The organism is Agrobacterium tumefaciens str. B6, from assembly GCF_001541315.1.
GTDB classification, from domain to species: Bacteria; Pseudomonadota; Alphaproteobacteria; order Rhizobiales; family Rhizobiaceae; genus Agrobacterium; species Agrobacterium radiobacter.
The window spans coordinates 39,733-53,809 of record NZ_LMVK01000009.1 but is presented as its reverse complement, the minus strand read 5'-3'; the positions used below and the strand labels follow the sequence as shown (position 1 = coordinate 53,809).

Here is a 14,077-nt window from a genome sequence, read left to right as displayed (position 1 = left end):
TGCGCCGCCACCAATAGGCGGATCGTATTGCAAAATCTGAAATCTATATTATTGTTCGGATCGAAACGATCAAGCATGCAAATTTGAAAACACTATTCCGAAATCACGGATAATCACATCTCCGAGGCAGTGAATGGATCAGCTCTCCGCCATGCGGGTTTTTACGCGGGTTGTGGAAACCGGCAATTTCAGCCGCGCTGCCACCGCGCTGAACATGCCGAAAACCACGGTCACCAACATGGTGCAGGCGCTTGAGGCGCATTTGCACACCACACTTCTCAACCGCACCACGCGCCGGGTGATGCTGACAACGGACGGCGCTCTCTATTATGAGCGGGCCTCACAGATTTTATCGGAAATCGAAGAACTTGACGGCAGCATGTCCAGCGCACAGGTGCAGCCATCCGGCCGGTTGCGGGTGGAAATGGCCGGTGTCTTCGCGGACCTGGTGGTTATCCCACATCTTTGCGAATTTTACCAGCGTTATCCGCATATCCGTCTCGATCTCGGTGTCGGCGACCGTCTGGTCGATTACATCGCGGAGAATGTCGACTGCGCACTCCGGGTCGGCGTGCTGCGCGATCAGTCGCTGATTGCCCGAAAAGTGGGCGAACTCCGGTTCGAAACATTCGCCTCGCCATCCTACATCGAAAACTTCGGCATGCCGCGAGAACCGGAGGATCTGGAGAAGGATCATTATTCGGTGGGCTACCTCAATGCCACCACCGGCCAGATCATGCCGGCATCCTTCGACAATGGTGTGCGCAGCGTTGAACTGACCCCGAACTATGTCGTCTCGGTCAATGACAGCCGTACCTATCTCAACGCGGCACTGGCCGGCATGGGCATCGTGCAGCTTCCCGTCTTCATGGTGAGGGATGCGCTTTCGCGGGGTGAACTGGTACCGGTGCTTTCCGAATGGCGGCGCGAGGCCATGCCGATCTATGTGGTCTATCCACAAACCCGGCATGTGACCAACAAGGTCCGCGTTTTCGTCGACTGGCTGGCAAAGCTCGTTCACGGCCTGGTGTGAGACGGCCAATCACCTTCCGGCCCAATCAGCGCCCGACCCTTGTGGCGAGGAAATCGATGAAGGCGCGCACGCGGGCGGCGAGATGCTCGTGGCCGGCATAAACCGCGTGGATCACCTCCATGTCCTCGGCATTATAGTCCTCAAGGACAGGGACGAGCAGACCGGCCTTGATATCGGGTTCGATATGAAATTCCCCGACCCTTCCTAGTCCGAGACCCGTGAGGCAGAGCCTGCGCATCGCCATGCCGCTATTGACCGATGCATTGCCGGTGATGGGGAAGCGATACACCTCCGTCGATCCGGGATCGCGGAAGGGCCATTCGTTGAGGCTGCGGCTGAAATTGAAGCTCAGGCAATTGTGTTGCGCCAGATCCTGCGGTTTTTCCGGCATGCCGTGTTTTTCGATATAGGCAGGGGAGGCGACGATGACGCGGCGGACTTCTTTCAGCTTTCTTGCCTTCAGGGATGAATCGCCCATGGCGCCGGAGCGGATCGCAATATCGGTGCGCTCCTCGATCAGGCTGATGACGCCATCGGTCAGCGAGATATCCAGTTCGATCTCCGGATAAAGCGACAGAAATTCCGGCGCAAGCGGCAGGAGATAACGTTCCCCGAAGCCCAGCGTCGCGTTGACGCGCAGCAGGCCGCGCGGCACCACCTTGCCGCCGCTCGCCACGATCTGCTCCGTTTCAGTGATCTCGGCGAGAATGCGCCTTGCCCTAGCTAGATAGACTTCGCCCTCCGGTGTGAGCGTGACAAGCCGGGTGGAGCGGGCCAGCAGTCGCGTGCCGAGGCGGTCTTCGATGCGTGTGACAAGCTTGCTCACCGCCGAGGGGGAAAGCTTCAGCCTGCGCCCGGCCGCGGAAAAGCTGCCGAGTTCCGCCGCTGCCACGAAGACTTCCATTTCTCCGGCCCTGTTGTCCATCGCCTCACCATCTGTGAAATCAATTCAAAGGCGTTTATCCAATCTTGTCGATTATCATGCAAGTCCCCTTCGCCCATATTGCCTCCATAGATTTGATCCAACCGGACAGCACCGCTGTCCAAATGATCCAAACCGACAGCCCTGCTGTCCAGAACGCCCGCGATACCGCTCCGGGCGGAGAGGTAGTCATCATGCCATTGGCCATATTTGCCCTGACGATCGCGGCCTATGCGATCGGAACAACGGAATTTGTCATCGTCGGCCTGCTGCCGACGGTCGCCAACGATCTTCACATCACCCTGCCGCTGGCCGGTCTCATCGTCAGCGTCTACGCGCTTGGCGTCACCTTCGGCGCGCCGATCCTGACAGCGCTGACCGGCCGGATCGAAAGAAAGCCGCTGCTGCTCGGCCTCATGGCCCTGTTCATCGTCGGCAACAGCGCTGCGGCCCTGTCGCCGAGCTATGAGATGCTGCTCGTCGCCCGGGTCATTGCCGCCTTCGCCCATGGCGTCTTCTTCTCGGTCGGCTCCACCATCGCCGCCGATCTCGTGCCGGAAAACCGCCGCGCCTCGGCCATCGCCATGATGTTCATGGGGCTGACGGTCGCCATCGTCACCGGGGTTCCGCTCGGCACCTATATCGGGCAGGTCTTCGGCTGGCGCGCAACCTTCTGGGCTGTTGCCGCCCTTGGCGTGATTGCCTTCCTGGGCATCGCCACGCTTCTGCCGAACACGCTCAAGAAAGCGCCGCCGGCAAGCCTCTTCGATCAGGTCCGCGTTCTCGGTTCCGGCCGCCTGCTCATCGTTTTCGCCATGACCGCGCTCGGTTACGGCGGCACCTTCGTCGCCTTCACCTTCCTTGCGCCGATCCTGCAGGATGTGACCGGCTTTTCGGAAAAGAGCGTCAGCCTGATCCTCGTGCTCTATGGCATCGCCATTGCGGCCGGCAATATTGGCGGCGGCAGGATCGCCAACCATAACCCGGCCAAGGCGCTGATCGGTCTCTTCCTCGCGCAAGCCATCGTGCTGCTCGTCTTCTCCTTTACGGCCGTTTCGCCGGTGTTGACGCTTATCACGCTTGCCGCGCTCGGTTTCCTGTCCTTCGCCAATGTTCCCGGCCTGCAGCTTTATGTCGTGCAGCTTGCCAAGGAACACCGTCCCGGCGCGGTCGATGTCGCCTCGGCGCTCAATATCGCCGCCTTCAATCTCGGCATCGCGATTGGCGCATGGCTCGGCGGTCTGGTGGTGGAATCGCCGATGGGCCTTGCTGCAACGCCCTGGGTCGGCGCCATCCTCGTCGCCATCGCCCTGCTTTTGACCCTCTGGAGCAGCGCGCTCGACCGCCGTGCCGCGCTGACGCTGAAAACCGCCTGAGCTTTTCGCAAAATTCCCGGCCATGTCCCAGGCTGGCCGGGCAACCTCAAAGGAGAAAATATATGTTTGATGTCACCGCAAATGGCGCTTCGATCCCGGCGCTCGGCTTCGGCACCTTCCGCATTCCCGGCCCCGATGTCCTGCGCATCGTTCCGCATGCGCTGAAGGCCGGTTTCCGTCATATCGATACCGCCCAGATCTATGGCAACGAAGCCGAGGTCGGCGAAGCCATTGCTGCTTCGGGCATTGCACGCGGCGAGGTGTTTCTCACCACCAAGGTCTGGGTCGGGAACTACAGGCACGAGGCCTTCCTCGCCTCCGTCGATGAAAGCCTGAAAAAGCTGAAGACCGATTATGTCGACCTGTTGCTGCTGCATTGGCCGAACGACGTGGTCTCGCTCGCCGAACAGATCGGAGCGCTGAACGAGGTGAGGCAAGCCGGCAAGGTGCGCCATATCGGCGTCTCCAACTTCAATACGGCGCTGATGGCCGAGGCGGTGAAGCTTTCCAAGGCTCCGATCGTGACCAACCAGATCGAATACCACCCCTATATGGATCAGGATGTGGTTATCGCTGCCGCCAAGGCTGCCGGCATGTCGGTGACGGGCTATTACGGCATGGCCGATGGCAAGGTCTTTGCCGACCCGGTGCTGAAGGAGATCGCCGCAAGCCGGGGCAAGTCTGTGGCGCAGGTGGTGCTGCGCTGGATCGTGCAGCAGCAGGGTGTCGTCGCCCTGTCGAAAACGGTCAGCGAAGCCCGTGTCGATGAAAATCTCGCCATCTTCGATTTCGAGCTTTCGGCCGATGAAATGGCGGCGATCCATGCGCTCGCCAAGCAGGATGGCCGCATTGTCTCGCCGGATGGGCTCGCGCCTGAGTGGGACGAGGCTGCCTGATTATCAGGGCCGGCATGGGAACTCCTAGTGCCGTCACCCCGGACTTGATCCGGGGTCCAGTGCGATCAAGTCATTAATCGTGGAAGATTCCTTTCATGGCACCGACGCGCCATGGCTGGATGCCGGGTCAAGCCCGGCATGACGGAGGAGGTTTTCAACCTTTGTCACCAACTTCACGACACCCGGATAGTGATCCGGGTGTCTTTTGAGCGGGTGGGATCAGAATTCCGCCCAGCTCTGCTCTTTTGACGCGGTGGATACGCCGAGTGCCGCGGCCACCTGGCCCATCATGCGCCGTGCCGGCGATGGTCTCGGCTGGGCATTGTCCGCAACGCGCAGCTGCGTCGATGGCTGATGGGCGTTTCGGGTTTTGCGGGCGGTTGCGGCGGTGCCGTCGAGCCTGAACTGGCCGATGATTTCGCGGAGCGTCTCGGCATCGCCGGCAAGCGATGTGCTGGAGGCCTTGGCCCTTTCGACCATCGCGGCATTCTGCTGTGTCACCTGATCCATCTGGTTGACCGCGCTGTTGACCTCGGCCAGGCCGATCGACTGCTCCCTTGCGGAGGTTGCGATGGCGTCGAGCTGCGTATTGATGGCGATGACGTGGCCTTCAATGACCTTCAGGGCATCGCCCGTGGCGGTCACGAGTTTGACGCCGTTTTGAACCTCGTCGGCGGAGTTGCGGATAAGCTCCTTGATTTCCTTGGCCGCCTGCGCCGAACGCTGTGCCAGCTCACGCACTTCCTGCGCGACAACCGCAAAACCTTTGCCCGCCTCACCCGCGCGGGCTGCCTCGACTCCTGCATTGAGCGCCAGAAGGTTGGTCTGGAACGCAATCTCGTCGATGACGCCGATGATGTTGGAAATCTGGCTTGAGGAGCTCTCGATGCGCTTCATGGCGTCAACCGCATTTGCGACGACCTGACCGGAGGTTTGCGCCGATCGGTTCGCCTCCACCGCCACGCTTCGCGCCTCTTCCGTGCGCTTCGTCGAATTGCTGACGTTGCTGGTTATCTGGTCGAGCGCGGCGGCTGTTTCCTCCAGCGAAGCGGCCTGTGTTTCGGTGCGGTGCGACAGGTCTCCCGCACTCGAATTCAGTTCCTGCGAGCCGCCATCGATCGTCGCCGTGCCCTCGGCAACCGAGAGCAATGTCTTGTTCAACTGACCGACGGCCATATTGAAGTCCGCCCGCAGGCTTTCGAAATCCGCCGCGAAAGGCGTCGTCAGCTGATAGGAGAGGTCGCCGTCGGCCATATGCTTCAGGCCGCCTGCCAGACCGCTTGTCGCCTCCGCCATTTCCGCCGCGCGCCTGCGGTCTATATCGGCGGCCCTTTGACGGTCCGCTTCGGACTGGTCGCGCACCTGGGCCGCATCCGCTTCCAGCCGGCGGGCCTTTAGCTCGTTGTCCTTGAAGATCTGCACGGCCTTGGCCATGGTGCCGACCTCATCGCGCCGGTCCGTTCCGTCGATGTTGGCGGAAAGGTCGCCATTGGCAAGCCTCTGCATGGTGCCGGCAAGCCCCTGCATCGGCGTGACAAGCCAGGTGCGGATCGCGAAATATCCGGCGACGACCACCGTAAGGAAACCGAGGATGACCGCTACGACGGTAATCAGCGCGGTCTGGTCGCTCGTCTCCGTCAGAGCGCCGCTCTCCGTGTCGTTGCGGGTTGTGATTTCCGTGGTGATCTGCGTCAGTTTCGCGCCGATCCTGGCGAAGACCGGCTGGCATTCCATGCCGAATGCCTTTTGCGATGCCAGTGCCTCCTCCACGTTCGATGCGGTGCGGCCCAGATTCCAGGCATTCTTGCACGTAACATTGTAGAGTCTCAGCGCTTCGTCCTTGAGTGCGGGCAGACGGCTGTCACCGGGGACCGAGGCGATGGCCTTATCCATCAACTGGGCAAATTCCCCACGCGTGGCCTTTGCCTCGACTTCGGCGGCGGCATTGCCCTCTTCCGTAAAGGCAATCATCATATCGGCCAAAGCGGCGCGTCCGTTCAACAAGGCATGGTTTGCCAGTGCCAGGTTGAGGGCTGCCGCGCTGTCATGCTCGATAAGGTCGCTATAGCTCTTGTCGATTGTCTTGATCTGCACTGCGGAATAAGCCGCGATCAAGATTGCGCAAATGCCGAACAGCGCAAATACCGTCAGGAATTTTCCAACGACAGGAATATTTCTCATGGCAACAACTCCGATAGGAAATTGATCCCTTCATGGGTTCTGTGTCGGCATCATGCACTTTGATGGGGAATTATATACTTGGCAAATTAAGAAATAATTATGTATTATTAGCGGATATGCATTTAATATTCATTTTTACTTTGAATAAATTATGTAAAAGTAATGAATAATACTTTGATGCGTGAGGTGATCGGTGGCATCTTCCGGCCTCTGTTCAACGCGCAATGCGGCTGAGCGCCATGCCTGTGGCACAGCCAATCATGGTGCAGAGCTGAAATTCTTTTTTGATAGTTCTGTATCTGCTGGGAAAACTGGAGCGGGCGAAGGGATTTGAACCCTCGACCCCAACCTTGGCAAGGTTGTGCTCTACCCCTGAGCTACACCCGCTCAAATCCACCGGTCCGGGGTAGTTCGCTGAACCGTGGGCCACCGAAGCGGCGACGGGTGCTATATCGCTCAATCGTTTTTGGAATGCAACAGTTTCTTTTGCGGTTTCGGTGGAAATCCACGCGGCTGCACGTTTTTCCGCAGTGCAAGGGCGGCCGGGAACCGAAACAAGAGCGCGCCAGGGAGAAGATGTTGTTTCGATTGGGTTTTATCTCCTTCCCGCAGAATATGGCGGTGGAGGAGGCCAGAAAATAACCTATTTACATTTGGTTAAAATCTGATTCGACAAGTGATTCGTTCGGGTGTACAAATTTGATGTCCACGAAAAAAAAGAAACGATACTTGGCATATCATCAGGAGGATGAGCCTTGTCGTACGCAGCTTTTGAACGGGTTGGCGCACAATTGTCGCCGGAGCAGATTACCGATCTGCAGAATATTTTCGATGGCGTATGTTTCGAGTGTTTTCAAGATCGCAGTAGCCACGTTGCCAATGAGTGCGCAGCGGTTCTTATCCGCAGCGCCCAGCGGGGCATTCTCGATCACGAGATGCTGCGGGACATCGGGCTTGCCGTTCTGCGGCGCCACTGACGCTTGAATACGAGAAAAAAGCGCCCGGATCATCCGGGCGCTTTGTTGTTGGGGTGGCCGATTTTTCCGCTCAGCTCTTTTCCTGCACATGCGCTTCCAGGAACCAAAGCGACTTGTCGAGATCGCGCGAGGCGGCGGTGAAGATGTCGGCCGTCGTCGGATCACCGGCCTCGTCTGAATCGTCGATGGCCTTGCGGATCATGTTCGCCACGTCGCCATAACGCTCGATCAGCGCATCCAGATGGTCGTGGATCTTGTAGATATCGGTCGGATAGGCCTTGAGCTTGGTCGTCGAGGAGACGGATTGCAGGCTGCCAAGCGCCGTGCCGCCAAGCTGGACGACGCGCTCGGCAATCGTGTCGCCGTGATTGTCGAGTTGTGTGCGGAACGTATCGAGAAGTTCATGGACGGCGATGAATTGCGGGCCCTTGAGGTTCCAGTGCGCCTGCTTGGTGATGAGCGCAAGGTCGATGACGGAAGCGAGCGATTCATTCAGAATGCCGATTACGGTCGACTTGGCGTTGGAAGGCAGGTCGTTCTTCGTCTTGTGCGTCTTCATCGATGTCTCCTGAAGTTGCGGACGGAATGCCGCTTTGGAAAAGTCCGACGTTTAACGTCCGGGCCTGTGGCCCTGTTCCATGCTAAGCACTGGGACAGTAAAAATCCTGCACAATCATCATGTCATTCGTAAAACAGGCAGATGCGCCGGCCCTCTATCTCATTGACGCGGATCGGCATGTCGTAGATTTCCTGGAGAATCTCGGGGCGGATGATCTCTTCTGCAGGTCCGTGATGGCAGATGCGGCCCTCGCGCATGGCGATGATGGTGTCGGAATACCAGGAGGCGAAGTTGATGTCGTGCAGCACCAGAACCACGGTCTTTTTCAGCTCGTCGGCGGCCTTGCGCATGATCTTCATCATGCTGGAGGCGTGTTTCATGTCGAGATTGTTGAGCGGTTCGTCGAGCAGCACATAATCCGTATCCTGACACAGCACCATGGCCACGAAGGCGCGCTGGCGCTGGCCGCCGGAAAGCTCATCCAGAAACCGGCCGGCAAGGGGTTCGAGATGCAGATATTCCAACGCCCGGTCGATATGGACCTTGTCCTCGATGGTGGGGCGGCCCTTTGAATAGGGGTAGCGGCCGAAACCGACGAGGTCGCGCACCGTCAGGCGCGAGGAGATGTGGTTGTCCTGCCGCAGGATAGAAAGCCGCTTCGCCAGCGTGTCGGAAGCGGTTTTCGTAACATCGAGCCCGTCGACCGTGACGGTCCCGGCATCCATCGACATCAGCCGCGCCACGATGGAAAGCAGCGTCGATTTTCCCGCCCCGTTCGGCCCGATGATGGAGGTGACGCCGCCTGCCGGAATGGAGACGGAGACGCCGTCTATCACAACCGTGTCGCCATAGGATTTGCTGATCTGATTGGCGATGATCATCGCGCACCTCGTTTCAGAATAAGACCGATAAAGACGATGCCGCCCAGAAATTCGATGATGATCGAGAGCGCCGTATCGAAGGCGAATATCCGCTCCAGCACCACCTGACCGCCCACGAGGCAGATCACGGCGATGAGGATCGCGGCCGGCAGCACATATGCGTGCTTGCCATTGCCGGTGAGATAATGGGCAAGGGCCGCAACCAGCAGCCCGAAGAACATGACCGGGCCGACAAGCGCGGTGGAGACGGCAACGAGCACGGAGACCAGAACGAGGATGATGGTGACCGTGCGCTTGTATTCGACGCCGAGGCTGATGGCCGTCGCACGGCCGAGCGAGAGGACATCGAGCGTGTGCATGAGCCTCAGCCCGATGATGGTCACCACGCCGATGATGACGGCGGAGACCATGAGAAGCGTCGGATCGATGGAATTGAAGCTGGCGAACAGCACATCCTGCAACACCGTATATTCATTGGGGTCGAGCACGCGCTGCATGAAGCCCGAGAGGCTGCGGAAAAACACGCCGAAGACGATGCCGACCAGTACGAGAAGATGCAGGCTGCGTTCCGCGCCGACGAACAGCCAGCGATAGAGCAGGGCGGAAAAGGCGACGAGCAGCCCGGTTTCGACGAGAAACTTCAGTTGCGGATCGATCATCACGACGGTTGCCGAGCCGAAGACGAAAATCAGCCCTGTCTGCATCAGCACGTAAAGCGAATCGAAGCCCATGACCGAAGGGGTGAGGATGCGATTATTGGTGACCGTCTGGAACAGTACGGTGGAGACCGCGATGGCATAGGCCACCAGCAACAGCGACAGAAGCTTGATGCCGCGAAACGGCAGCACGAAGCTCCAGCTTCCCTTTGCGCCGAGCGTCATGAAGGCGGCCATGGAGATGAGCGCGAATGCCGCAAGCACGAGCAGAACGGTTTTTGCGCGCCTTTCGGGGTTTCTCTCACGCATGGTGGCGTTTCCGCAGCAGGAGATAAAGGAACAGCACGCTGCCGATGACGCCGACCACGGTTCCGATCGGTATTTCATAAGGCGCGCGCACGGTTCGGCCGATGATGTCGCAGGAGAGAACGAAGACTGCGCCAAGCGTCGCTACCCATGGAACCGAGCGGCGCATATTGTCGCCGATCATCAGGCTGACGACGTTCGGCACGATCAGCCCGAGAAAGGGGATCATGCCGACGGTGACGACGACAACGGCGCTGACCAGCGAGACGATGGTGAGGCCGAGCGCCATCACCCGGCGATAGTTGAGGCCGAGATTGGTGGTGAAGTCGCGCCCCATGCCAGCCACCGTAAACCGGTCCGCGGCGAGATAGGCGGCAATGGCGAAGAGGAAACCGACCCAGAGCAATTCATAGCGGCCGCGCAGCACGCCGGAAAAATCCCCCGTCATCCATGCGCCGAGCGATTGCAAGAGATCGAAACGATAAGCGAAGAAGGTGGTGACGGCGGAGATGACGCCGCCCAGCATGATGCCGATCAGCGGCACCAGCAGCACGTCCCGCAATGGCACTTGTCTCAGGATACGCAGGAACAGCGCGGTGCCGGCGAGCGCGAAAACGGCGGCCACCAGCATCTTGCCGAAGATCGGCGTGTCGGGTGCAATCAGGGTGACGGTGAGCAGGCCGAGACCGGCGGATTCGGTGGTGCCCGCCGTCGAAGGCTCCACGAAACGGTTGCGCACCAGCATCTGCATGATGAGACCGGCAATCGCCATCGAGCTTCCGGCCAGTATCAGCGCCAGCGTGCGCGGAATGCGGCTGACGAGCAGCACGCGCAGTGCATCCGTGCTTGTGTCAGGTGCAAAAAGCGTGGCCAGAGAAACGTTGCTCACACCGACGAACAGGCTGACGATTGCGAGTGTCAGCGCCAGAAGAAGGGCAAGGATGAGAGACAGGGATTTCACGTTGGTGGTATTTCGAAAATAGCGAAAGCTCCCGGTGGCTTGGCAGGCTGACGAAACAGGCGTCCTACCTCTCCTTGGTCATACTCGGGTCAAGCCCGAGGATGACGTGGAGTGTGGAGCAGCCTTCAGGAGCGGATGCCCAGCAATTTTTACGACTTCTTCTCGGAAACGGCCTTGTAGACCTGATCGAGCAGGGTGGTGAGCGCCGTATAACCGCTGCTGACGATATAGGCCGCCTGCGGGTCGAGATAGACAATCTGCTTTTTCTTCCAGGCATTGGTCTGGTGCACCAGCTCGTTATCCAGCACCTGCGCGGCTGCCTTGCCCGGATCGGTGGCGCGGCCGATGCCGGCATCGCGGTCGATCACGAACAGCCATTCGGGGTTGACCTCGGCCAGATATTCGAAGGACACGACGTCGCCGCGGTCGAAGCGGTCGTCAATATCGGCGGCGACCGGCTTGAAGCCGATTTCGGTGTGCAGCCAGCCGGTGCGCGAGGTTGGACCGTAAACGCCGACCTTGCCGGCATTGGTGACGAGGATCATCGCCGTGCCGGAGTTGGGAGCGATCTCCTTCAGCTTCGCGACCTTCTCATTGATGACGGCATCCAGCTTCTTTGCTTCTTCCTGCTTGCCGAAGATATCGCCGAGCTTGGTGATGTTGCCTTTGACGCTGTTGATGAATTCCTTGGAATCGATCGACATGTCGATGGCGGGCGTGATCTTCGCAACGTCAGGATATTTCGCCCGCGAACGGCCGCCGACGATGACGAGATCGGCCTCCGCCGCATTGATAGCCTCGTAGTCGGGTTCGAACAGCGTGCCGACCTTCAGATATTTGCCGTCGGCATATTTCTGCAGGTAGGTCGGCAGGTTGGAGCCGACGACGCCTGTTGGCTCGACGCCGAGCGCATCGAGATTGTCGAGCGAGGGAATATCGAGAACCAGAACCTTCTTCGGTGCCGCCTTCAGCACGGTCTCGCCCTGCGCGTGCTTGATCGTCATTTCCTCAGCGCCCGCAGTCATCGCGCCAAGGCTGAAGGCCGCTGCCGCCAGCAGCCGAACGGGGAAGGTGAAGTTGATGGCCACTTATATGTCCCTTGCAATATGGTTCTGAACCGGCGGAAGTGCTCCCGCAGGGTTAACTTGATGTTCGCTATCAGCTTTATTGGCAAGGTATGCGGAAATCAAAAATATGTTTTAGAACGGTTCTGAATTGCGGTGAGCGGGAAATGTGGGGACAGTGAAACATTTGCTCAAACCTCTTCCCGGTCATCCTCGGGCTTGACCCGAGGATCCACTGTGCTGGGGTGATGGATCCTCGGGTCAAGCCCGAGGATGACGTTGAGGGTGAGGAGAGGCCGGGGCCAATGTCGTGGGTGCCCTTTTATCCGTCTGTTTTACCCGTCACGACAGCCGCGCTCACTCCGGCGGCCAGTCACCAACGATTTCGCGTCTCTCCAGCTTCAGGGAGCGGTCTGGCTGTATTCGGTAGGTCTCAATCGCCAGCCGTCCGTCGCCCATGACGAATTCATTACTGAGCGTGCTGCCGATGGGAGATTTGGTCAATTTGGTGCGGGGCTGTCCGCCATAGGTGATGCTGCCGGGAATGGGCTCCACGTCGGGTGCGGCGGTGGCGCAGCCGACGAGGGCCAGAACCATCAAGATCGCGATCTTGCGCATGTTTTTCTCCTGCGTTTGGAGCGGAATCATATCATGGCCGCGTCTGCGCCACACATCCCGTTGGCGTGAATAAAAAAGCCCCGCATCCGAAGATACGGGGCCAGTTGCCCTGGGAGGTTCCCGGTTTATCAGTCCTCGTTGGCGGCAAGCTGCGTCAGCACCTCGCCGCGGCCGCGGATACGCATGATCAGCGGAATGATGAAGGCGGCTGCCGCGACAAGGAACAGGCCAACGGCAATCGGTGAGGTGAACAGCACCGTCGGGTCGCCCTGGCCGATGGCGAGCGCGCGGCGGAGCTGCTGTTCCGCAAGCGGGCCGAGGATGAGACCGACCACCGCAGGCGCAATCGGATAACCGAAGATGCGCATGATGTAACCGAGGATACCGAAGGCGAGCAGCATGCCGAGTTCGAACACGGACGGGTTGGCGCCGATGGTGCCGAGCGTCGCGAACAACAGAATACCCGCATAGAGCCATGGCTTCGGAATGGTCAGCAGCTTCACCCACAGGCCGACGAGCGGCAGGTTGAGCACCAGCAGCATCAGATTGGCGATGAAGAGGCTGGCAATCAGGCCCCAGACCAGCTGCGGATTGGTGGCAAACAGCAGCGGGCCGGGCTGAAGGCCATATTGCTGGAAGCCGGCGAGCATGATGGCGGCCGTCGCCGTCGTCGGCAGGCCGAGCGTCAGCAGCGGCACCAGCGTACCGGCGGCGGACGCATTGTTGGCGGCTTCCGGACCGGCCACGCCTTCAATGGCGCCATGGCCGAATTCTTCCGGATATTTGGTCAGCTTCTTTTCGGTGGCATAGGACAGGAAGGTGCCGATTTCAGCACCGCCCGCCGGCATGGCGCCGATAGGAAAGCCGATCAGCGTGCCGCGCAGCCAGGCTTTCCAGGAACGCGCCCAGTCCTGCGCGCTCATCCAGACCGAACCCTTGACGGCCTCGACCTTGTCCGGGCCGGTGCTGCCCTGCGCGACGATGAACAGTGTTTCGCCGATGGCGAACATGGCAACCGCAAGCGTCGTCACTTCCACGCCGTCAAGCAGATCGGGAATGCCGAAGCTCATGCGGGTCTGGCCGGTCAGCTGGTCGATGCCGACGATGGCAAGGGCAAAGCCGATGAACAGCGAGGTGAGGCCGCGCAACGCCGAATCTCCGAAAGCGGAGGAAACGGTCACGAAGGCCAGCACCATCAGCGCGAAATATTCACGCGGGCCGAAGACCAACGCCAGCTTGACGATGTATGGCGCGATAAACGCGAGCGCGATGGTGGCGATGAGGCCGGCGACGAAGGAGCCGATGGCGGCGGTGGCCAAGGCCGGGCCGCCTCTGCCCTTGCGGGCCATCTTGTTGCCTTCGAGCGCGGTCACGATCGAGGCGCTTTCGCCCGGCGTGTTGAGCAGGATCGAGGTGGTCGATCCGCCATACATGCCGCCGTAATAGATGCCGGCGAACATGATGAGCGAGCCAGCGGGATCGAGCCTGTAGGTGACGGGCAGAAGCAGCGCCACGGTCAGCGCCGGCCCGATGCCGGGCAGAACGCCGACGGCGGTGCCGAGTGTGACGCCGATCAGCGCATAGAGCAGGTTCATGGGTTGGGCGGCAACCTCAAGACCGTGCAGCAGGAATTCAAAGGTACTCATG

13 protein-coding genes and 1 tRNA gene are annotated in these 14,077 nt (G+C 59.7%); 3 read left to right on the top strand and 11 right to left on the bottom strand.

Annotated features, from left to right (window positions below):
- The first annotated feature begins 133 nt into the window (after positions 1-133).
- Entirely contained in the window at positions 134-1,033 is a 900-nt protein-coding gene (locus ASB65_RS08675; protein ID WP_003504061.1) for a LysR family transcriptional regulator, read from the top strand.
- A 25-nt stretch (positions 1,034-1,058) separates the two neighbouring features.
- On the opposite strand, the gene ASB65_RS08670 is transcribed toward ASB65_RS08675, so the two are convergent.
- Positions 1,059-1,958 carry a LysR family transcriptional regulator gene (locus tag ASB65_RS08670; RefSeq protein ID WP_060723684.1) on the bottom strand — a complete coding sequence of 300 codons (900 nt, stop codon included), beginning with the start codon at positions 1,956-1,958 and terminating at the stop codon, positions 1,059-1,061.
- 191 nt (positions 1,959-2,149) lie between these two features.
- Here ASB65_RS08670 and ASB65_RS08665 point away from each other — a divergent pair, with 191 nt between their 5' ends.
- Entirely contained in the window at positions 2,150-3,331 is a 1,182-nt protein-coding gene (locus ASB65_RS08665; RefSeq protein ID WP_004429884.1) for an MFS transporter, read from the top strand.
- Positions 3,332-3,393: 62 nt separating this feature from the next.
- A complete protein-coding gene (locus ASB65_RS08660) occupies positions 3,394-4,227 on the top strand; it encodes an aldo/keto reductase (protein ID WP_060723683.1) in 834 nt (277 codons plus the stop codon).
- Between the two features lie 219 nt (positions 4,228-4,446).
- Here the strand turns inward: ASB65_RS08660 and ASB65_RS08655 are convergent, their stop codons facing one another.
- From ASB65_RS08655 to ASB65_RS08610, 10 genes are all read right to left on the bottom strand, one after another.
- Positions 4,447-6,408 carry a methyl-accepting chemotaxis protein gene (locus ASB65_RS08655; protein ID WP_060723682.1) on the bottom strand — a complete coding sequence of 654 codons (1,962 nt, stop codon included), beginning with the start codon at positions 6,406-6,408 and terminating at the stop codon, positions 4,447-4,449.
- A gap of 312 nt (positions 6,409-6,720) precedes the next feature.
- Positions 6,721-6,795, bottom strand: a tRNA-Gly gene (locus ASB65_RS08650).
- 353 nt (positions 6,796-7,148) lie between these two features.
- Positions 7,149-7,418, bottom strand: coding sequence for a hypothetical protein (locus ASB65_RS28680; RefSeq protein WP_174014737.1), 270 nt, complete (start codon positions 7,416-7,418; stop codon positions 7,149-7,151).
- A gap of 37 nt (positions 7,419-7,455) precedes the next feature.
- Complete coding sequence (gene dps, locus ASB65_RS08640; protein ID WP_004429894.1) at positions 7,456-7,944, bottom strand: DNA starvation/stationary phase protection protein Dps; 489 nt, start codon at positions 7,942-7,944, stop codon at positions 7,456-7,458.
- Between the two features lie 122 nt (positions 7,945-8,066).
- Positions 8,067-8,825 (bottom strand): ABC transporter ATP-binding protein, encoded by a 759-nt coding sequence (locus tag ASB65_RS08635; protein ID WP_060723681.1) that lies wholly within the window; start codon positions 8,823-8,825, stop codon positions 8,067-8,069.
- Complete coding sequence (locus tag ASB65_RS08630; protein WP_004429898.1) at positions 8,822-9,790, bottom strand: iron chelate uptake ABC transporter family permease subunit; 969 nt, start codon at positions 9,788-9,790, stop codon at positions 8,822-8,824. Before ASB65_RS08630 ends, ASB65_RS08635 begins: the two co-directional genes overlap by 4 nt.
- Entirely contained in the window at positions 9,783-10,748 is a 966-nt protein-coding gene (locus ASB65_RS08625; protein WP_004429900.1) for an ABC transporter permease, read from the bottom strand. The genes ASB65_RS08630 and ASB65_RS08625 overlap by 8 nt, the downstream gene beginning before the upstream one ends.
- A gap of 149 nt (positions 10,749-10,897) precedes the next feature.
- A complete protein-coding gene (locus tag ASB65_RS08620) occupies positions 10,898-11,836 on the bottom strand; it encodes a siderophore ABC transporter substrate-binding protein (protein WP_060723680.1) in 939 nt (312 codons plus the stop codon).
- A 333-nt stretch (positions 11,837-12,169) separates the two neighbouring features.
- Positions 12,170-12,430 (bottom strand): hypothetical protein, encoded by a 261-nt coding sequence (locus ASB65_RS08615; RefSeq protein ID WP_060723731.1) that lies wholly within the window; start codon positions 12,428-12,430, stop codon positions 12,170-12,172.
- A 128-nt stretch (positions 12,431-12,558) separates the two neighbouring features.
- Complete coding sequence (locus tag ASB65_RS08610) at positions 12,559-14,076, bottom strand: tripartite tricarboxylate transporter permease (protein WP_004429907.1); 1,518 nt, start codon at positions 14,074-14,076, stop codon at positions 12,559-12,561.
- Between the last annotated feature and the right edge of the window lies 1 nt (position 14,077).